The sequence below is a fragment of the Azotobacter tropicalis genome (genome assembly GCF_059739045.1).
The window spans coordinates 2,158,933-2,178,592 of the sequence record NZ_AP046059.1 but is presented as its reverse complement, the minus strand read 5'-3'; the positions used below and the strand labels follow the sequence as shown (position 1 = coordinate 2,178,592).

Below are 19,660 nucleotides of genomic sequence, written 5' to 3'. Positions count from 1 at the left end.
CCCCCTCTCATTCCGGCGCCTTCCCCGGGGGCGAGGGAAAGGCTGTCGTCCAGTCTACGGCGGAAAGCCTTCCAGGGCGCGGCGAACCGCCTGGCGCAGGGCCTTGGCGCGTCCGCCGCGGTCGTCGTCGGCCGGCGCCTCGCCGGTGCCGCTCCATACCGGCTGGCCGTCGGCGCCGTCGAGCAGTTCGATGCGCAGCACCAGCACCTGTTCCTCGTAGGAGCGGACGATGGGCACGCCGCCCCAGGCGCCGTAGTGGTTCCAGTGATGGCCGTAGTAGCCGCCGATCCCGCCGTAGTCCTCGTAGCTGCGCAGGCGCCGCTCCAGCGCCAGCGCCGCGGCGACCCGCAGGTCCGCCGCGGCGCCCGGGCGGACCGGACGCAGGCCGCGGCGGTCCAGCTCGGCGGACAGCGCTTCCTGCACCTGGCCGGGTTCCAGGTCGGCGCCGCCGCCCGGCGGGCGGTCGTCCTGCCAGGCCCAGTCGCGGTAGCCGGCGTAGTCCCGAGGGGTGGCCGGGTAGACGTCGGGATCGGCGGCTTCGGCAGCCGCGGGCGCCGGCGGCAGCGGGGCGGACTCGGCGCGGTAGGGGTTGGGGCTCTGGCAGGCGCCGAGCGCGAGGCAGAGCGTCAGTGCGGCCAGGCGGTGCATGGGGACTTCCTTTCGCCGCGCAGCCGGGGCGCTCCCGCACGGGCGGGGGCGTCGGCGGCGCGGCGGCCGTTCTTCCTTCAGCTTAGCAAGCCGGACGCGGCCGGCAGAGCCAGTGCAGGTAGCGGCCGAGGCCGGCGAAGGCCGGGTGGTGGCGGTAGGCCAGCTCCATTTCCAGGAGGTCGAGCAGCTCCGCCTTGGCCTGGAATTCCGCCGGCATGTAGTCGTGGAACACCCGCACGCCGCTTTCGACGTCGATCCGCCAGGCGCTCTCCATCGCGGCCTTCAGTTCGCGCGGGTCGAGCGGGCGCTGCGGGGTCAGGCTGCGGCCTTCGCCGGCGAACTGTTCCTTGCGCAGCTTGCGGAAGTGGCCCTTGAGCAGGTTGCGGTAGATCAGCGCGTCCTTGTTGTAGAAGGCCAGCGACAGCCAGCCGCCGGGCGCGACGAGCTGGTGCAGCACCGGGAGGATGTGCTGCGGCTCGGCCAGCCATTCCAGCACGGCGTGGCAGAGCACCAGATCGAAGGGCGCATCGAGTTGGCCGAGCAGTTCCTGCCAGGGCGCCTGGAGGAAGGTGGCGGGCCGGCCGGCGGCGGCGAAGCGTTCGCGGGCGGCATCGAGCATCGGCGCGGCCGGCTCGGCGAGGGTCACGAGGTGGCCGCGCTCGGCCAGCCAGAGCGCCATGTGGCCGAGCCCGGCGCCGACGTCGAGGACCCGCAGCGGGCGCTCGGGCAGGGCTTCGGCCAGATCGGCCTGGAGCACGGCGAGGCGGATCGCGCCCTTGGCACCGCCGTAGATCTTCTCGGCGAAACGCAGGGCCAGGTCGTCGAAGTGGCGGTCGTTCATCGGGCGAAGCGCCGTTCGCTGTCGGCCAGCTTGGCGCGCACCACCTCGTCCATGTCCAGGCCGAGTTCGGCGCAGAGCAGCAGGAGGTAGAGAACCACGTCGCCGATCTCCTGGCCGGCGTGGGCCAGCTCGTCGGCGGGCAGGACGCGGGATTCGTCCTCGGTCTTCCACTGGAGGATCTCCAGCAGCTCGGCCATTTCCACGCTGGCGGCCATCGCCAGGTTCTTCGGGCTGTGGAAGCGCCGCCAGTCGTTGGCGTCGCGGATGGCGTGCAGGCGGCGGGTGAGTTCGGCGGTGTTCATGGGCGGCTCCGACGGAAAGGCCGATAGCTTCGGCCGTCGGCGGCCGGGCCGCAAGTGCGGCCCGGCATGAACCATGCCGGTCAGTATTCCCAGAAGATCCGCTGCAGTTCCTGGCTGTCCTGGGTCCGGGTCAAGGCGACCATGGCGAGGATGCGCGCCTTCTGCGGGTTGAGGTCGTGGGCGACCACCCAGTCGTAACGGTCGTCCGGCTGCTCGGCGTTGCGCAGGACGAAGCCGCCCTGGTCGACGCGCGAGGAGCGGATGATCTGCAGGCCCTGCTGGCGCAGCGCCTGCAGGGCCGGCACCACGGGGGCGGCGACCGAGCCGTTGCCGGTGCCGGCATGCACGATCGCCCTGGCCCCGGCAGCGGCGAAGGCCCGGTAGGCGGTGTCGTCGAGGTTGCCGTAGGCGTAGGCGATATCGACCCGCGGCAGGGCGGCGATCTGGCGGATATCGAACTCGGAGTTCAGCGTGTGGCGCTTGGCCGGCAGGCGGAACCAGTAGCTCCTGCCTTCGACCACCATGCCCAGCGGCCCCAGGGACTCTTGAAGGCCTCGGTCTTGATGTTCAGCGCCTTGGCGACGTCGCGCCCGGCGTGGATCTCGTCGTTCAGGGTCACCAGCACGCCATTGCCGCGCGACGCCGGGTCGCCGGCCACGGCGACGGCGTTGTACAGGTTGAGCGCGCCGTCGGCGGACAGCGCGGTGCCCGGGCGCATGGAGCCGACCAGCACGATGGGCTTGTCGGTGCGCTCGACCAGATTCAGGAAGTAGGCGGTCTCCTCCAGGGTGTCGGTGCCGTGGGTGATGACGATGCCGTCGACCTCGGGGCTCTCGGCCAGCTCGGCGACGCGCCGGCCGAGCGCCAGCAGCTGCTCGTTGGCGAAGCTTTCCGAGGCGATCTGGAACAGCTGCTCGCCGCGCACCTCGGCCAGCGACGGCAGTTGCGGCACGCTGGCGAGCAATTGTTCGACCGGGACCCTGGCCGCCTGGTAGGTGGCGCTGTTGGCGGCGCCGGCGCCGGCCCCGGCGATGGTGCCGCCGGTGGCAAGGATCACCACCCGCGGCAGCGCTGGCGGCACCTGGTCCGGCGCGGGCGTTTCGGCGCGCAGACCGGACGGGAGCAGCAGGCTCAGGGCCAGTACGGCCGGGCCGAGGGCGCTCAGGAAGTCCTTCATGGCGGCGCTCCTCAATGCTGCAGGATCTTGGCGAGGAACTGCCGGGCGCGCTCGCTGCGCGCCGAGACGTCGCCGAAGAACGCTTCCGTGGCGCAGTCCTCGACGATGCTACCGCGGTCCATGAAGATCACCCGGTTGGCGACCTTGCGGGCGAAGCCCATCTCGTGGGTCACGCACATCATGGTCATGCCTTCCTGGGCGAGCTGGACCATCACGTCGAGCACCTCGTTGACCATTTCCGGGTCGAGCGCCGAGGTCGGCTCGTCGAACAGCATCACCACCGGGTCCATGGCCAGCGCGCGGGCGATCGCCACGCGCTGCTGCTGGCCGCCGGAGAGCTGGCCGGGGTGCTTGTGGGCATGGGCCTTGAGGCCGACCCGCTCGAGCAGCGCCAGACCCTTCTCGGTGGCCTCGGCCTTGCCGCGGCCGAGCACCTTGATCTGCGCCAGGGTCAGGTTCTCGGTGACCGTGAGGTGGGGGAACAGCTCGAAGTGCTGGAACACCATGCCGACCCGCGCGCGCAGCTTCGGCAGGTCGGTCTTCGGGTCGGCCAGCGAGGTGCCGTCGACCAGGATGTCGCCCTGCTGGAACGGCTCCAGGGCGTTGACGCACTTGATCAGGGTGGACTTGCCGGAGCCGGACGGTCCGCAGACCACCACCACCTCGCCCTTCTGCACCTCGGTGCTGCAGTTGCTCAGGACCTGGAAGTCTCCGTACCACTTGCTGACATTGCGGATCGAAATCATGGGCTTAACCTTTTCTGCAGACGCTTGACCAGTTGCGAGGCGGCGAAGCTGACGACGAAGTACACCAGGCCGGCGACGATCAGGAATTCGTGGGGCTGGCCGATGATGTCGCCGTTCGAGCGGGCGGCGTTGAGGAAGTCCATCAGGCCGACGCTGTAGACCAGCGAGGTGTCCTGGAAGAGGATGATGCTCTGCTGCAGCAGCAGCGGAGTCATCTTGCGGAAGGCCTGCGGCAGGATGATCAGGCGCATGCTCTGCCCGTAGGTCATCCCCAGCGCCTGGGCGGCGCTCATCTGGCCGCGCGGGATGGACTGGATGCCGGCGCGGACGATCTCGCAGAAGTAGGCCGCCTCGAACATCACGAAGGCCACCAGACAGGAGGCGAAGGCGCCCACCGGGGTGTCCTCGCCGGTGATCGCGCGCAGCACGAAGGGCACCGCGAAGTAGAACCAGATGATCACCAGCAGCAGCGGGATGGAGCGGAAGTAGTTGACGTAGGTGGCGGCGATGCCGGCCAGCAGCGGGTTGTGCGAAAGGCGCAGCATCGCCAGCAGGGTGCCCAGCAGCACGCCGCCGAGCACGCCCAGGACGAGCAGCAGCAGGGTGGTCTGCATGCCCTCCCAGAGCGCCGGGAGCGAAGCGGGAATCGCGCTGAAATCCATCACTTGCCCCCCGCGATCAGGCCCGGCACCGCGACCTTCTTCTCGATCCGGCGCATGAGCAGCATCAGGCTCATGTTCAGGGTGAAGTAGATCAGCGTGGCCAGGGTGAAGGCCTCGAACAGGTGGGCGGAGAACTCCGCGGTCTGCCGGGTCTGCGCCAGCAGCTCCATCAGGCCGATCAAGGACGCCACCGAGGAGTTCTTGAAGATGTTGAGGAATTCCGAGGTCAGCGGCGGGATGATGATCCGGAAGGCCTGCGGCAGCAGCACCTGGCGGTAGATCTGCCCGGTCCGCAGGCCGAGCGCCAGGGCCGCGGCGCTCTGCCCACGGGCAGTGCCTGGATGCCGGTGCGTACCTGCTCGCAGACCCGCGCGGCGGTGAACAGGCCGAGGCACACCACCACGCTCAGGTAGGCCGAGGTGGCCGGGCTCAGGTCCTGCTTGAACCACAGCTCCAGCGGCTCGGGCAGGAAGTCCGGCACCAGGAAGTACCAGAGGAACAGCTGCACCAGCAGCGGCACGTTGCGAAAGAGTTCCACGTAGGCGGTGGCCAGGCCGGACAGCCAGCGGTTCGGCAGGGTGCGCAGCACGCCGAGCAGCGAGCCCAGCAGCAGGGCGACGATCCAGCCGACCAGGGCGACGGCGAGGGTCCAGCCGAGGCCGGCGATGAACCAGTCGAGGTAGATCTCGTCGCCGATCCCGGTGGATTTGAGGAACACGCCCCAGTCCCAGTTGTAATCCATGAGGCTTTCTCTCTGTCGAGCGGAGGGAGAACCTGCGCGGCGCGTTGCCGCGCAGGCCGCGGGTTACATCTCTTCGGCCGACTTGTCGGTCGGGACTTCGATCAGCCTCTTCAGCTCGTTGCTCATCGGGAAGTTGAGATTCAGCCCCTTGGGCGGAATCGGCTTGAGGAACCACTTGTCGTAGAGGGTGTAAATCTCGCCCGAGCGGTAGGTGGCGATGAGCGCGTCGTCGACCGCCTTCTTGAAGGCCGGATCGCCCTTGCGCAGCATGCAGCCGTAGATCTCGTAGGACTGCGGCGTGCCGACCACCGCCCAGTCGTCGGGCTTCCTGGCCTTGGCCATTTCGCCGTAGAGCAGGGCGTCGTCCATCATGAAGGCCACCGCGCGGCCGGATTCGAGCATGAGGAAGGCTTCGCCGTGGTCCTTGGCGGCGATGATGTTCATGCCCAGCTGCTTTTCGGCGTTCATCGAGCGCAGCAGCCGTTCGGAGGTGGTGCCGGCGGTGGTCACCACGTTCTTGCCCTTGAGGTCGGGGAAGTCGGCGATGCCCGAGGTCTTCTTGGTCAGCAGGCGGGTGCCGACTTCGAAGATGCCCACCGAGAAGGCGACCTGCTGCTGGCGTTCCGGGTTGTTGGTGGTGGAGCCGCATTCGAGGTCGACGGTGCCGTTCTGCACCAGCGGAATGCGTGTCTGCGAGGTGACCAGGTTGTAGTTCACCTTGAGTTCGGGCACGCCGAGCTGCTGCTTGATCGCCTCGACCACCTTCAGTTGCAGGTCGTGGGAGTAGCCGATCGGCTGGCGCGAGGTGCCGCCCAGGTAGGAAAAGGGAATGGAGGCGTCGCGGTGGCCGAGGGTGATGGTGCCGGTGTCCTTGATCTTCTTCAGCGTGCCGGTGAGCTCTTCCGCAGCGAAGGCCGGGCCGGACGACAGGACGACGGCCAGGGCGCTACCCAGCAGGCAGGAGGCAATGCGCATGAGTGTTTCCTCTACTCGTTGTTTGGCTGAGAGCGGCAGCCCGATCCCTCGGGGAGGCTCTGCCGCTTGGCTTTAAGTCTAAAGGCAGAAGGCGTGCCAGTCGGGCAGAGTGCTGGATTTTATTTTATCTGAATGATTTAAAAAGGATTTTTCCTGCGCGGATGGGGTAGGCGGGTGAAACCCGCCAGACGTGGCAAGGGCCTGCAGCGAAATCGGCGGGTTGCACCCAGCCTACGGAGCGCTGCCGGCCCGCCGGCCGAGCCGGCGCCCCACGCCGGGCAGGCGCAGGCCTAGGAGCAGCAGCGCCCAGGCGCAATACAGCAGCCATTGGCCGATGTCCGAGCGGACGATCCACAGCAAATGCAGCAGGGCCAGGCCGAGGGCCGCATAGGCCAGGCGGTGCAGCTGTTTCCAGCGCCGGCCCAGGCGGCGCATGCTAAAGCGGTTCGAGGTGAGGGCGAGCGGCAGCAGGCAGCACCAGGCCAGCGCGCCGACCAGGATGTAGGGGCGCTCGCGCAGCTCGCCGCCGAGCTGGGCGAAGTCCAGGCCGAGGACGAAGACCAGATAGGCGAGAAGGTGCAGACAGGCATAGGCGAAGCACCACAGGCCGAGCTGGCGGCGTATCAGCGCCCAGCCGCTCCAGTGCGTCGCGCGCTGCAGCGGGGTCAGGCAGAGGGTCAGCAGCAGCAGGAGCAGGGCGCCCTGGCCGAGACGCTCGAGCAGCACCTTGCCGGGGTCCGGGCCGAGGGCGAAGGTCCAGGCCTGGTACAGCCAGAGGGGCGGCGGCAGCAGGGCCGCGACGAACACGGCGCAGCGCCAGAGCGAATGCTTCATCAGTAGTCCTTGCTCAGGTCCATGCCGGCATAGAGGCCGGCGACTTCCTCGGCGTAGCCGTTGAACGGCAGGGTATCGCGCAGGTTGGGGCTGAACAGGCTGTTCGGCAGGCGCCGCTCGCGCTTCTGGCTCCAGCGCGGGTGATCCACGGCGGGATTGACGTTGGCGTAGAAACCGTACTCCTCGGGCGCCCGGTTCTGCCAGCTGGTGAAGGGCTGGCGCTCGGTCAGGCTGATGCGCACGATCGACTTGATGCTCTTGAAGCCGTACTTCCAGGGCACCACCAGCCGCAGCGGCGCGCCGTTCTGGTTGGGCAGCACGCGGCCGTACATGCCCACGGCGAGGAGGGTCAGCGGGTGCATCGCCTCGTCGATCCGCAGCCCCTCCCGGTACGGCCAGTCGAGCAGGGCGAAGCGCGAGCGCTGCCCCGGCATGTGCGCGGGGTCGACCAGGGTTTCGAAGGCCACGTATTTCGCGTTGCCGGTGGGCTCGGCGCGTTGGAGCAGCGCGGCGAGGGGAAAGCCCAGCCAGGGGATCACCATCGACCAGGCTTCCACGCAGCGCAGGCGGTAGATGCGTTCCTCCAGCGCGTGCGGGCGGAGCAGCTCCTCCAGGCCGTACTGGCCCGGCTTGCCGACCTCGCCGTCAATGCGCACCGTCCAGGGCTCGGTGGGCAGCTGGCCGGCGTTCGCCGCCGGGTCGCCCTTGTCCGGGCCGAACTCGTAGAAGTTGTTGTAGTGGCTGGCGTCGCGGAACGGCGTGATCGCCTCGCCCGGTGCCTCGCCCGCCTGCCAGCGGGTTTCCCCCAGCTTCTGCGCGAACCAGGCCGGCGCCTGGCCCGGCTCGACCCCGGCGTAGCGCGGGGTTTCGGCGCGGGCCCAGACGGGCAGGGCGGCGGCGCTCAGCGCCACGGCCCCGGCGCCGAGAAAGCGCCGGCGCGACAGGTAGACGGATTCCGGGGTGATCGCGGAAGGCGGGCAGTGCGAACGGGGCGGGATCTGGATCAGCATGAGCGACCTCTCGGACGGAGCCGGCGCGCGGGGCTCGGTACGCCGGGCTGGAGCAAGGCTAGACTTTACGGCAGGACAGGGAGGAAAGCCCATGCGGATCAGGGACAACGTGTGCGTGGTGACCGGCGGCGGTTCCGGGCTGGGGGCGGCGACGGCGCGGCTGATCGTCGCGCGGGGCGGCCGGGTGGTGCTGGCGGACGTCAACCGCGAGGCCAGCGCCGCGCTGGCCGCGGAGCTGGGCGAGCGAGCGCGCTTCGTGGCAACCGACGTGACCTCGGCCGACAGCGCCCGCGCCTGCTTTGAGGCCGCCGTCGCCATGGGCACGCTGCGCGGCCTGGTGAACTGCGCCGGTATCGCCCCGGCGGAGAAGCTGGTCGGGCGCGAGGGGCCGCATGCCCTGGAAACCTTTGCGCGCACCCTGCAGATCAACCTGCTGGGCAGCTTCAACATGATCCGCCTGGCCGCGGCGATCATGCGCGATGCCGAGCCGGAGGCCGAGGGCGAGCGCGGGGTGATCGTCAGCACCGCCTCGGTGGCGGCCTTCGAGGGGCAGATCGGCCAGGCCGCCTATGCCGCCTCCAAGGGGGGCGTGGTGGCGATGACCCTGCCGCTGGCCCGGGAGCTGTGCCGCCACGGCATCCGGGTCATGTGCATCGCCCCCGGGATCATGGAAACCCCGATGCTGCTGGGCATGCCGGCCGAGGTGCAGGCCTCGCTGGGCCAGATGGTGCCCTTCCCGCCACGGCTGGGCCGGCCCGCGGAGTTCGCCGCGCTGGTGGAGCACATCTTCGCCAACCCGTACCTGAATGGCGAGGTCATCCGCCTGGACGGCGCGATCCGCATGGCTGCTCGGTAAGTCCTTTCCACCCTTCAATCTCAATCAGTCGCGAGGGACTCCCATGTCCGAAGATCCGGTTGTCATCGTTTCCGCGGCCCGTACGCCGCTCGGCGCCTTCCAGGGCGAGCTCTCCAGCCTGAGCGCCCCGCAGCTGGGCGGTGTCGCCGTGCGTGCCGCGCTGGAGCGCGCCGGCCTTCCCGGCGAGCGGGTGCAGGAGCTGTTCCTCGGCTGCGTGCTGCCCGCCGGCCTCGGCCAGGCGCCGGCCCGCCAGGCGGCGATCGCCGCCGGCCTGCCGCTGTCGGTGGGCTGCACCACGGTCAACAAGGTCTGCGGCTCGGGCATGAAGGCCGTCATGCTGGCCCACGACCTGCTGCTCGCCGGCAGCGCCGAGGTCGTGCTGGCCGGCGGCATGGAGTCGATGAGCAACGCGCCGTACCTGCTGCCCGGTGCGCGTGGCGGTTACCGGCTCGGCCATCGGCAGGCGCTCGACCACATGTTCTTCGACGGTCTGGAGGACGCCTACTTCGACCGCGGCCGGCTGATGGGCACCTTCGCCGAGGATTGCGCGGCCGACTATGGCTTCAGCCGCGAGGAGCAGGACGCCTGGGCGGTCGCCTCGACGAGCCGTGCCCGGGCGGCCATCGAATCCGGCGCCTTCGCCTGGGAGATCGCCCCGGTGCAGCTGGCCGGACGGCATGGCGGGATTCGCCTCGAGCACGACGAACAGCCGCCGAAGGCCCGCCTGGAGCGGATTCCCGAGCTCAAGCCGGCGTTTCGCGAAGGCGGCACGGTGACGGCGGCCAACTCCAGCTCGATTTCCGACGGCGCCGCCGCGCTGCTGCTGATGCGCCGCTCCACCGCCGCGCGGCTCGGCCTGGCGCCGTTGGCGAGCGTGGTCGGTCATGCCAGCCATGCCCACGAGCCGCGGCTGTTTCCGACCGCGCCGGTCGGCGCCATGCGCAGGCTGCTGGAGCGGGCCGGCTGGACGGCCGGCGAGGTCGACTGTTGGGAGATCAACGAGGCCTTCGCGGTGGTGACCCTGGCGGCGATCCGCGACCTGGCGCTCGATCCGCAGCGGGTCAATGTGCATGGCGGCGCTTGTGCCATGGGACATCCGATCGGTGCTTCCGGCGCACGCATCCTGGTCAGTCTGCTGGGCGCCCTGCGGCGCAGCGGCGGGCGGCGCGGGATCGCCAGCCTGTGCATCGGCGGTGGCGAGGCGACGGCGCTGGCCGTGGAGATGGCCTGACGGGCGGGAGCCTGGTGCTCCCGCCCGGGGCGCTCAGTGCCGGCCGCCGCCGTGGCTGTTGCGCCCCCCCTTGCGGCCGGCCTCGGAGGCCTTCTTCGGATCGTTGGCGAAGTTGCCGCCGCTGTTGTGTCCGCCCTTACGGCCGGCTGCGGCGGCCCGTTCGGGATCGTTGGCGAAGTTTCCGGGGTTGGCGTGTTTGGGCATGGCCTCTCTCCTCGCGTGCTGGTGGGGGTACACAGTCAGCCCGAACTGGCGTCTGGCTGTCCTGTTACTGAGAGAAGCCTATCGGCAGAGTTCCGGTCTTTCCGGCGAAGGGGCGGGCAGCGGATGGACGGTAGCGGCTGGCGTGACGAGTGGTTGGCGGAAGGTTGTGATCGATGAGGCAGGCGCTGGCGAGACGGCGATTCGCGAGGCGGAAGCCGTTCCCGTGCGGGGCACGGGAACGCGGGAGGGGATTATTTGCTCAGGCGCCAGGTGCGGCGCGGGCGGTCCGAGCGCGACAGGCGCCAGTCCCCTGGGTGCGGGGCAGGGAAGTCTCCAGCTGGTCATCGCAGCTGTGGATTTCCAGGCCGGGTCCGAGGTGTTTCTTCGGGTCGAGCGCGGTGTTCTTCTTCATGTTGTTCACCTGTAATTGCCCAGTAAATGACGACGCGCGAACGCGTTTGTTAGCCGACTCTTGTTTTCTGTCTAGCTGTCGGGTCGTCGGCTGTCAAAACACCGCTGACCGGCGGAGGCCGGAGCATGCCGCGCACGCCTGCCCGCCTGCCGATCGGCAGCGGGCACTTGAGGCTACGGCGTTTCCTGCCGGTTCAGCCTTTCATGGCCGCGGCATTCAGCACGCCGACGGCGATGGATACCAGGGCCACCAGGATGGCGCTGGCCATCTCGTTGTCGCTGATGCGCCGGCCCAGATCGGGGATCAGCAGGCGCAGCAGGCAGAAGGTGAGCAACTGGACGAACAGCGCGACCAGCGCCCAGAGCAGGAAGTCGAGCAGGCTGACCGATTCGCGCATGGCGCTGGCCAGCGGCAGGACGAAGCCGAGCAGGCTGCCGCCGAAGCCCAGCGCGGCGGCCGGCACGTTGGCGCGGATCAGCCGCCATTCGCGGTGCGGGGTGAGGGTGGTGTAGATCAGGCCGAACAGGACCAGCAGGATCGCGCCCAGGCCGAAATAGAGCACGAAGGCCGGCAGCCCGGCGAGATAGAAGGCAATGGCATCGGGCATCGGAACGCTCCCGGCAGGCGATTTCAGGAGGTCGGCACCCTAGCCAGCCGCCGCTACGCGAACAATCGGCCGGTTCGGGTGCTTGTGGGAAATGTGACGGACATCGAATTCCGCCGGTGCCGGGATGGGGCTCCGGGACCGGCGGACACGGCTCAGTAACTTTGCAGCTCTTCGCGCAGGCGCGCCAGCTGGCCGGCCAGCTCGGCGGGATAGGGCTCCAGCAGGCGCTCGATGGCGGCGGCGCCTTCCGGCGTGGCGAGCGGGCGCAGGCGTACCCGCTGGCGGACCTCGGGGTCGTCGCCGATCTGCGGTTCCAGCAGCAGGACGTTCTGGCTGTACTGCGCCAGGGTCAGCGCGGACTGTCCGCCCGGACTGAGCAGCAGGGACGCCTGGCCGAGACCGGCGAGGTTCTCGCCGCGCGCCAGACCGAGCTGCAGCTGCAGGCTGGCGCCGTCGGCGGCCTCGATCTCCAGCTCGTTCTTCAGCGAGCGCAAGAGCTCGGCGCAGAAGATGGCGTTGGCCAGGTAGTCGTCGCCGCACACTCGGCGGTGGAACAGCAGCAGGCCGCCGTCCTCGTCGAGCGGGTGCAGTTCCCCGCCGTAGAAGGCCGCGGCCTGCTCGAGGCTGCCGCGATAGCGCCGCCGCAGCTCCGCCAGCTGCCCGCGGGACAGGCTGCGCAGCTGGTCCAGAGGGCCGAGCTGGATGGCCAGCACGGTGCTTTCGCGGGACTGCCGGTGCGAGGCGGATGGAACGGCCGGGGCGAAGTCCTCGTCCAGCGCCGCCATGAAGTCGGGCTCCTCATCGACCTCCGGGGCCAGCCGGCGCAGCGGCGGATTTTCGTCCTCGTCGTCCAGCCGGCTGTCGGCGTGCAGCCCGGACAGGGGGGATGGCGCTGGGGCGACGGCCGGCCGGGCCGGCGCCGCTGCGCTCTGCCTGGCTGCCTCGGGCCTGGCGGCAGGCGGCTGTGGAGCCTCGTAGGCCGTGGCGCGCGGTGCCGGCTTTGCGGCAGCCGCCGGCGGCGGCGCGGTTCGGGCCGGGGCGGGCAGGTCGGACAGGTCGAGCGACAGCTCGTCGTCGTCCAGCTCGTCGAGGGCGGGGCGAGCCGGCCGCTCCGGTGCCAGGCGGGTCTGCAGCTGGCGGGCCAGGTCGCCGATCTCGTCCTGGCGCTCGGCGCCCGGAGCATGCTCGTCCGGGTCGCGCAGCCAGACGCGCAGCTGCAGCAGCGGCGTGGAGATGCCATAGCCCAGGCGCAGTCCGAGGAGCAGCGTCAGAAACAGCAAACCCAGGCCGATCAAGCCCATGTTGCGCAGGCCGGCGATGAACGGCTCGCGGAACTGCGGCATGCTCAGGACGATGCGCAGGTGCCCGGTGACGCTGTCCTGGAAGGTGATGGGCCGGGCGTGGAGGCTCGGATCACCCTCGGGCGGCATGCGCGGCGGGCGGCTGCCGGCTTCAGCGAGCAGGTGGTTGTCGGCGTTGTAGAGGGCCGCGTGGGCGACCAGCGGGTTCTTGGTCAGGTTGCTCAGCAGTACGTTGAGGCTGAGGATGTCGTTGGCCACCAGCAACTGGCTGGCCGAGGCCGCCGTCTGGGTGATCAGCGTCTGGCCGAGGGCCTGGGCCTGCTCGTGCATGGTCTGTCGCACCTGCAGGCCGACCAGCCAGGAATAGAGGGCCAGCGCCAGGATCACCAGCACCAGGCTGTGGCTGACGATACGCAGGGAGACTGGTACGCGCCGTTGGCACAGGGCGCGAAACAGCAGGACGAAGAAGTTGTCGGGCTTGACGGATGCTGGCCGGGTCACTGATCGCGGCTCGTGAGGAGAGGGTCGGGCGGGCAGTATACGGAATGCCGGGGGGGCGCCGTAAGGCTTGACGGGGGGAAACTGCCCGGCGGGGTTCCGTCCGGCGGGGTGCCGCCCGATGGACCGGGCGGCCGGGAGGCGCCCGCGGCGACGGGGCTGCTAGAATGCCGCCTTCTTTGCCATGGGAGACGGCGCCTTGCGCGAAATTGTCCTGATTAACATCACCGGAACGGATCGACCCGGTCTGACCGCGGCCATCACCGGCGCGCTGGCCCGCTGCGGGGTGGGCATCCTCGACATCGGCCAGGCGGTCGTCCACGACATCCTGTCGTTCGGCATCCTGGTCGAGATACCGGCCGGGAGCGAGCTGGCGGCCTTGCAGAAGGAGGTGCTGTTCGTCGCCCACGGGCTCGAGCAGCAGGCGCGCTTCACCAGGGTTTCCGAGGCCGACTACCGGGCCTGGGTCGCCGGACAGGGCAAGCCGCGCTATATCGTCACCCTGATGACGCGCCGGGTGACCGCCGCGCAGCTGGAGCGGGTCAGCGCAATCACCGCCCGCCACGGGCTGGAGATCGACCAGATCGACCGCCTGTCCGGGCGTCTGGCGCTGGATACGCCGGAAGAGCGCAGCAAGGGCTGCATCGAGTTCTCGGTGCGCGGCGAGCCGGCCGATCCGGCGGCGCTGCGCGCAGAGTTCCTGCTCGCCGCCCAGGAGCTGAACGTCGACATCGGCTTCCAGCTCGACACGGTGTTCCGCCGTATCCGCCGCCTGGCGGTATTCGACATGGACTCGACGCTGATCGAGGCGGAGGTGATCGACGAGCTGGCCAAGGCCGCCGGCATCGGCGACAAGGTCGCGGCCATCACCGAGCGGGCGATGCGCGGCGAGCTGGACTTCCGCGCCAGCTTCAAGGAGCGCCTGGCGCTGCTCAAGGGCCTGCCGGAGGACGTGCTGGCGGAGATCGGTGCCTCGCTGCGCCTGACCGAGGGCGCCGAGGTGCTGTTCGCCGAGCTCAAGCGTCTGGGCTACAAGACGGCGATCCTCTCCGGCGGCTTCTCCTACTTCGCCCGCCAGGTGCAGCAGAAGCTGGGCATCGACTACGTGTACGCCAACGAGTTGGAAATCGTCGACGGCAAGGTCACCGGGGTAGCCGTCGAACCGATCGTCGACGGCCAGCGCAAGGCCGATCTGCTCTGCCAACTGGCCGAGCAGGAAGGCCTGTCCCTGGAGCAGACCATCGCCGTCGGCGACGGCGCCAACGACCTGCCGATGCTCGGCCTGGCCGGCCTCGGTGTGGCCTTCCGTGCCAAGCCGCTGGTTCGGCAGTCGGCCAAGCAGGCGATTTCCAATCTCGGCCTGGACGGCATCCTCTACCTGCTCGGCTACCGCGACCGCGACGGCATCCGCTAGGGTTCGCCGTGCCCCCTACGGCTTGATCGCCACCTTGAGCACGCCGTCGCGCTGGTGGGCGAACAGGTCGTAGGCGGCCTCGATGTCGTCCAGCCGGTAGTGGTGGGTGACCAGCGGCTTGAGGTCGACGCGCCCCGCGGCGACCACGTTGAGCAGGCGGCGCATGCGCTCCTTGCCGCCGGGGCACAGCGAGGTGACGATGCGGTTGTCGCCGAGGCCGGCGTGGAAGGCGCCCAACGGGATGGTCAGGTCGCTGGAGTAGACGCCCAGGCTGGACAGGGTGCCGCCCGGCTTGAGCACGCGCAGGGCGCTCTCGAAGGTGGCCTGGGTGCCCAGCGCCTCGATGGCGGCGTCCACCCCGCGCCCGCCGGTCAGCTTGAGGATCTCGTCGACCACGTCCACCTCGCGGAAGTTGAGGGTCACGTCGGCGCCCAGTTGGCGGGCGATCTCCAGGCGCTCGCCGACCCCGTCGATGGCGATGATGGTGCCGGCGCCGCGCAGCCTGGCCCCGGCGGTGGCGCACAGGCCGATGGGGCCCTGGGCGAACACCGCGACGATGTCGCCGATCCGAATGTTCGCCGCCTCGGCGCCGGCGAAACCGGTGGACATGATGTCCGGGCACATCAGCACCTCCTCGTCGCTCAGGCCGTCCGGCACCGGCGCCAGGTTGGCCTGGGCGTCGGGCACCAGCACGTATTCGGCCTGGGTGCCGTCGATGCTGTTGCCGAAGCGCCAGCCGCCCATCGGCTTGTAGCCGTGGCAGGCGCAGCCTCCATCCTGGGACGGATAGCCGTCCTGGCAGGCGTAGGAGGTGAAGCTCGGGCAGATCGCGCCGGTGATGACCCGCTGGCCTTCCCGATAGCCCTGCACGTTGCTGCCGAGCTTCTCGATGATGCCCACCGGTTCGTGGCCGATGGTCAGGCCGGGAGCCACCGGGTATTCGCCCTTGAGGATGTGCACGTCGGTGCCGCAGATGGTGGTGGTGGTGATACGCAGCAGGGCGTCGTTCGGCCCGACGTCGGGGATGGGCTTGTCCTGCAGTTCGATTCGGCCGGGTTCGACGAACACGGCGGCTTTCATCAGGGGCATGGCGGTCTCCTTTCCGGAATGAGGGGGATTCGGCAGTCTAGACGTCCGTTGACGCTCGCCGCGTGGATCCAGGTCAACCGCGAGGATGCGGCACGGCCCGCGCGGCACCGGCTCATTACGCTTCGCTGGGAAACTCGTAGTCCATAGCCGGGCCCGGCGCCTGCAGATAGTAGCCCTGGATATAGCTGACCCCGGCCTGCCAGAGGGTTGCCAGCACGCTGGCCTGCTCGATGCTCGGCACTATGCTTGGCTTGGCCTGGGCATGCAGGCTGGCGAGCAGGGCCTTGAGGCTTTCCCGGCCTTCTTCCTCGGCGAGGTTGCGGGTGAAGGAGTCGTCGACCTTGACGTAGTCCACCGGTAGGTGCTTGAGCGTGTTGAACGGGTTGAGGGCGCAGCCGAAGTGGATCAGCGCGCTCTTGCCGTGCAGCGCGGCGAGCCCTTCGAGCAGGGCCCTGGCCTGCTTGAGGTAGACGGTCGCGTCGGCTTCGTCGAGCTGCAGGATCAGCGCCGCGGCGGGCAGCCGCGCTGCGCGCAGCGCCGTGCCGAGCCAGGGCAGCAGCGCCGGGTCCTGCAGGCTGGCGGCCGACAGGTGGACGAACAGGCGGGTGTCGTGGCCCTTGGCACGATGCGCGGCGAGCTGGCGGATGGCACTGAGGAGCACCCAGCGGTCCAGGGTGACGGCCAGGCCGGCTTCGTCGGCGGCGGCGAGGAAGTCGGCGGGCGGCACTTCCTTGCCCTGGGGGTCGATCAGCCGCAGCAGAACCTCGTAGTGCTCGGTGCTGTCCCCGCGCAGGCTGATGATCGGCTGGAACAGCAGGCGGAAGCTGTCCGTCTCCAGCGCATGGCGGAGCATGGCGACGACGCTGCCGCGGCTGGCCTCGGCGGCCAATGCCTCGAGCGGGTCGTAGAGTTTCAGGGCGTTGCCGTCGGCCAGCGCGTCGGCGCAACGGTGGGCGCGTTCGATCGCCTCCTGGGCCTTGGGCGTCGTCTCGTTGAGGCCGGCAGCGCCGATCGACAGGGTCAGTTGCACGGTTCGGTCGGCGACCTCGAACAGGTGGGTCTCGACCTTTTTCAGCAGGGCGGCGAGTCCGCTTTGCGCCTGTTCCGGGGTCAGACCAGGCTGCAACACGGTGAAGGCATCGTCGGCGAAGCGGGCCAGCAGGACGTCGGCGGGGAACGCGCCGCGCAGCAGCGTGGCCAGGTCGGCGAGCAACCGGTCGATGCCGGCGAGGCCAAGGTCGGCGTGCAGCTGGGCGTAGCGGTCGAGACGCAGATAGGCCAGGCAGGACGGCTGGCCGGCGTTGACCGCCCGCGCGCAGGCGCTGTCGAGCAGCTCGAGGAAGTGGTTGCGGTTGAACAGGCCGGTGACCAGATCCTGGCAGCTGACCTCGCGCAGTTTCTCTTCCAGCTCGCTCTGGATGCTTTCGGCGCGCAGCACCGCCTGGATGCAGGGCTCGCCGTCGTAGCTGGCCGGCGACAGGTCGATGCGCATACGGAACTGGCGGCCTTCGGCGCTGATCCCGCTGCAGTGCAGCGCGCCTTCGCCGCGGCCGCTGGCGTAGTGCTTCAGGAAGTCGCGGAAGCGGGTCTGGTCGCGCTCGGCGATCAGGTCGATCATCGGCATGCCTTCCAGCTCGTCGGCTTCCTCGTAGCCGAACAGCTCCAGGTAGGCGTGGTTGGCGTAGATGTGCATGCCGTCGTGCACGTAGGCGATGGCGTCCACCGAGCTGTCGAGCAGCAGCTGGCAGCGCTTCTCGGCTTCGCGCAGGGCGATTTCCGCGCTGCGCCGGGCGCGCCGCTCGTCCAGGGCAGCCAGCTCGCGGTTGGCGACCAGGATCAGGCGCTCGTCCTCGCCCTGGGGCAGGGCGTCCTGGGCCCGAGCATGAGGGCTTCGGTGATTGCATCGGAATCGTTGTCCGGCAGCAGCTGGAGAAAGGGGATGTCCTTGGCCTGGCGGCGGAGGGTGGCGATCGCCTCGGCGGGACTGAGGTTCTCACTGTGCGGGGCGGCGATCAGCAAATCCCAGCTCTGCTGCAGGGCCTCGGCGAGGTCCTCGCTGGAGGTCAGGCGGTGCACCCGGGTCGCGCGGCCGGCATTGCGGAACAGGCTGACCAGGCGCTCGGCCTCGTTCTGCGAGTCTTCCAGAATCAGCAGGCGGACGGTTTTCTTCTCGATGGCCATGGCGGGAACGGAGTCGGCACAGGGCGGTTGCGGGCCGCCGAAAGCCGTTCGAGGCTTCTTCCGACCCGTCCACCGCGGAACAGGAGTTGGCGGAATCTACAAGGCCCGCCTGGGGGAGTCAAAGTGCGGGAAGGCCGGCTGTGACCGGCATCCCGCATACCCGACGGACGGTCAGGCAGCGCCTGGCGACTGCACCTGGCCGATGGCCTGGCCCATGCGCAGCTGACCGAGGGGCGCGAGTTCGTCGCGCCAGCGCACCTGGTCCGGGCCGAACAGGATGATCGCCGTCGAGCCGAGCTTGAAGCGCCCGAGCTCCGCGCCCTTGTCCAGGCGGATGGACGAGCGCGCCGCTTCGCCGTAATGCCAGCGCTTGACTTGCCGCGACGGCGGGGTGATCGCCCCGGCCCAGACCGTCTCGATGCTGGCGACGATCATCGCGCCGACCAGCACCACGGCCATGGGGCCGCATTCGGTGTCGAACAGGCAGACCAGCCGCTCGTTGCGGGCGAACAGCTCCGGCACGTTCTCGGCGGTGAGGCGGTTCACCGAGAACAGCTGTCCCGGCACGTGGATCATCTCGCGCAGGGTGCCGGCCAGCGGCATGTGCACGCGGTGGTAATCCTTGGGCGACAGGTAGACGGTGGCGAAGTGGCCGCCCTGGAAGGGCGCGGCGGCGGCCGGGTCGCCGCCGAGCAGTTCCTGCACGCTGAAGCTGTGGCCTTTGGCCTGGAAGATGCGCCCCTGTTCGATGATGCCGAGCTGGCTGACGGCGCCGTCGGCCGGGCTGAGCACGGCGCCGGGCGCGGGGTCGAGCGGGCGGGCATCGGCCTTCAGGGCGCGGGTGAAGAAGGCGTTGAAATGCTCGTAGGCAGTCGGCTCCTCGACCAACGCCTCGCGCATGTCGACCTGGAAATGCCGGGCGAAGACCTTGATGAAGGTGTTCTTGACCCAAGGGATACGGCATTCGGCGAGGCAGCCGGCCGCCCGCGACAGGTGGTGGGGCAGCAGGTGCTGGCCGAGCAGGAACAGGCAGTCTTTCATCGAGTCTCCTTAGATTTCCACCGGCGTATCGGGGTGGTTGCCCCATTCGCCCCAGGAGCCGGCATAGCCCTTGACCCGCGGGTAGCCGAGGGCCTTGGCGATCAGGTAGGTCAGGCCGGAGCGGTGATGGGTCTGGCAGTGGGTGACGACCTCCTTGTCCGGGGTGATGCCCAGCGCCGTCAGGCAGTCGGCGATGTCGGCGCGGATACGCAGGGCGCGGGCCGGGTCCATGGCGGCGGTCCATTCGAAGTTGAGCGCGCCGGGGATGTGCCCGCCCTTCGCCGCGAGCACCTTCTCGCCGCGGTACTCCTGCGGCGAGCGGGCGTCCCAGATCGCCAGGTCGGGGGCGCCGAGGCGGCTCTGCAGATAGTCGCGGGTAGCGGTCGGTTCGTCGTGCAGCACGAGGGGCACGGGGCCGCCGGCCGGCGCCGGAACGTCCCGGGACAGCGTCCGGCCTTCCGCCAGCCAGGCGGTGAGGCCGCCGTTCAGGTAGTGGTAGTGCGGGTGGCCGATGACATCGAGCAGCCAGACGAAGCGCCCGGCCCAGCCGCCGCCCTCGTCGTCGTAGACCACGTAGACCGCCTCGGGGCGATGGCCGAGCTCGCCGAACAGGGCTTCCAGCTGCTCCCGGGTCGGCAGCAGGCCGGGCGCCGGCGGCTGGCCGAGCTGGGTGCGCTTGGGGTCGACGAAGCGCGCGCCGGGAATATGGCCTTCGGCGTAGCGGGCGGCGTTGGTCAGGTCGACCAGGATCAGCTCGGGCGCGTTCAGGCGTCCATCCAGATCGGCCGGTTCGATGACCAGCGGCAGCGAGGCGAAATCGTCCATGGGATGCTCCAGGCAGGAGGGGGGAGGGGATGGATTGTAGCCGCAGCCCGGCGGGCTCCGGCAC

General features: G+C 69.7%; 18 protein-coding genes and 3 pseudogenes. 3 read left to right on the top strand and 18 right to left on the bottom strand.

All coding sequences use genetic code 11. From position 1 onward, the window contains the following. Positions 1–54 precede the first annotated feature (54 nt). The 10 genes and pseudogenes from Atro_RS10240 to msrP form a co-directional block, all read right to left on the bottom strand. Positions 55–648 carry a DUF4136 domain-containing protein gene (locus Atro_RS10240; RefSeq protein ID WP_497927494.1) on the bottom strand — a complete coding sequence of 198 codons (594 nt, stop codon included), beginning with the start codon at positions 646–648 and terminating at the stop codon, positions 55–57. Positions 649–730: 82 nt separating this feature from the next. Continuing rightward, entirely contained in the window at positions 731–1,489 is a 759-nt protein-coding gene (locus Atro_RS10235; RefSeq protein ID WP_497927493.1) for a methyltransferase domain-containing protein, read from the bottom strand. Continuing rightward, a complete protein-coding gene (locus Atro_RS10230) occupies positions 1,486–1,791 on the bottom strand; it encodes a MazG-like family protein (RefSeq protein ID WP_497927492.1) in 306 nt (101 codons plus the stop codon). The genes Atro_RS10235 and Atro_RS10230 overlap by 4 nt, the downstream gene beginning before the upstream one ends. 80 nt (positions 1,792–1,871) lie before the next feature. Beyond that, positions 1,872–2,968, bottom strand: a pseudogene (locus Atro_RS10225) (type II asparaginase). Positions 2,969–2,979: 11 nt separating this feature from the next. Next, positions 2,980–3,714, bottom strand: a complete 735-nt coding sequence (locus Atro_RS10220) for an amino acid ABC transporter ATP-binding protein (RefSeq protein ID WP_497927491.1) — start codon at positions 3,712–3,714, stop codon at positions 2,980–2,982. Then, a complete protein-coding gene (locus tag Atro_RS10215) occupies positions 3,711–4,379 on the bottom strand; it encodes an amino acid ABC transporter permease (RefSeq protein ID WP_497927490.1) in 669 nt (222 codons plus the stop codon). The genes Atro_RS10220 and Atro_RS10215 overlap by 4 nt, the downstream gene beginning before the upstream one ends. Then, positions 4,376–5,118: pseudogene (locus Atro_RS10210) on the bottom strand (amino acid ABC transporter permease). The gene Atro_RS10215 and the pseudogene Atro_RS10210 overlap by 4 nt, the downstream one beginning before the upstream one ends. A 63-nt stretch (positions 5,119–5,181) precedes the next feature. Continuing rightward, positions 5,182–6,093, bottom strand: a complete 912-nt coding sequence (locus Atro_RS10205) for a glutamate/aspartate ABC transporter substrate-binding protein (RefSeq protein WP_497927489.1) — start codon at positions 6,091–6,093, stop codon at positions 5,182–5,184. A gap of 231 nt (positions 6,094–6,324) precedes the next feature. After that, positions 6,325–6,927 carry a protein-methionine-sulfoxide reductase heme-binding subunit MsrQ gene (msrQ, locus tag Atro_RS10200; RefSeq protein ID WP_497927488.1) on the bottom strand — a complete coding sequence of 201 codons (603 nt, stop codon included), beginning with the start codon at positions 6,925–6,927 and terminating at the stop codon, positions 6,325–6,327. After that, the gene (gene msrP, locus Atro_RS10195; protein ID WP_497927487.1) at positions 6,927–7,937 is read right to left on the bottom strand and encodes a protein-methionine-sulfoxide reductase catalytic subunit MsrP; all 1,011 of its coding nucleotides are present in this window, start codon (positions 7,935–7,937) and stop codon (positions 6,927–6,929) included. The genes msrQ and msrP overlap by 1 nt, the downstream gene beginning before the upstream one ends. Positions 7,938–8,028: 91 nt before the next feature. Between msrP and Atro_RS10190 the strand changes: the two genes are divergently transcribed. Together Atro_RS10190 and Atro_RS10185 are read left to right on the top strand one after the other, a co-directional pair. Continuing rightward, on the top strand, positions 8,029–8,793 hold the full coding sequence (locus Atro_RS10190) for an SDR family NAD(P)-dependent oxidoreductase (RefSeq protein ID WP_497927486.1): 765 nt from the start codon (positions 8,029–8,031) through the stop codon (positions 8,791–8,793). Between the two features lie 43 nt (positions 8,794–8,836). Further along, positions 8,837–10,024 (top strand): acetyl-CoA C-acyltransferase, encoded by a 1,188-nt coding sequence (locus Atro_RS10185; RefSeq protein ID WP_497927485.1) that lies wholly within the window; start codon positions 8,837–8,839, stop codon positions 10,022–10,024. Between the two features lie 33 nt (positions 10,025–10,057). Here Atro_RS10185 and Atro_RS10180 read toward each other — a convergent pair whose 3' ends face one another. The 4 genes from Atro_RS10180 to Atro_RS10165 all read right to left on the bottom strand — a co-directional run bounded on the left by Atro_RS10180 (position 10,058) and on the right by Atro_RS10165 (position 13,049). Beyond that, entirely contained in the window at positions 10,058–10,228 is a 171-nt protein-coding gene (locus Atro_RS10180) for a con-10 family general stress protein (protein ID WP_039805990.1), read from the bottom strand. Between the two features lie 259 nt (positions 10,229–10,487). Next, positions 10,488–10,640 carry a hypothetical protein gene (locus tag Atro_RS10175; RefSeq protein WP_497927484.1) on the bottom strand — a complete coding sequence of 51 codons (153 nt, stop codon included), beginning with the start codon at positions 10,638–10,640 and terminating at the stop codon, positions 10,488–10,490. Between the two features lie 193 nt (positions 10,641–10,833). Continuing rightward, a complete protein-coding gene (locus tag Atro_RS10170; RefSeq protein ID WP_497927483.1) occupies positions 10,834–11,247 on the bottom strand; it encodes a DUF350 domain-containing protein in 414 nt (137 codons plus the stop codon). Positions 11,248–11,399: 152 nt separating this feature from the next. After that, complete coding sequence (locus tag Atro_RS10165) at positions 11,400–13,049, bottom strand: AhpA/YtjB family protein (RefSeq protein WP_497927482.1); 1,650 nt, start codon at positions 13,047–13,049, stop codon at positions 11,400–11,402. A 196-nt stretch (positions 13,050–13,245) separates the two neighbouring features. Between Atro_RS10165 and serB the strand changes: the two genes are divergently transcribed. Next, a complete protein-coding gene (serB, locus tag Atro_RS10160; protein ID WP_497927481.1) occupies positions 13,246–14,460 on the top strand; it encodes a phosphoserine phosphatase SerB in 1,215 nt (404 codons plus the stop codon). A 15-nt stretch (positions 14,461–14,475) separates the two neighbouring features. Here serB and Atro_RS10155 read toward each other — a convergent pair whose 3' ends face one another. From Atro_RS10155 to rhdA, 4 genes and pseudogenes are all read right to left on the bottom strand, one after another. Continuing rightward, positions 14,476–15,549 (bottom strand): NAD(P)-dependent alcohol dehydrogenase, encoded by a 1,074-nt coding sequence (locus Atro_RS10155; protein ID WP_497927480.1) that lies wholly within the window; start codon positions 15,547–15,549, stop codon positions 14,476–14,478. Between the two features lie 115 nt (positions 15,550–15,664). After that, positions 15,665–17,730, bottom strand: a pseudogene (locus tag Atro_RS10150) (EAL domain-containing protein). A gap of 171 nt (positions 17,731–17,901) precedes the next feature. Beyond that, positions 17,902–18,771: an archaetidylserine decarboxylase gene (asd, locus tag Atro_RS10145; protein WP_497927479.1), complete on the bottom strand. Its 870-nt coding sequence runs from the start codon at positions 18,769–18,771 to the stop codon at positions 17,902–17,904. A gap of 9 nt (positions 18,772–18,780) precedes the next feature. Continuing rightward, complete coding sequence (rhdA, locus tag Atro_RS10140; protein ID WP_497927478.1) at positions 18,781–19,596, bottom strand: thiosulfate sulfurtransferase; 816 nt, start codon at positions 19,594–19,596, stop codon at positions 18,781–18,783. Between the last annotated feature and the right edge of the window lie 64 nt (positions 19,597–19,660).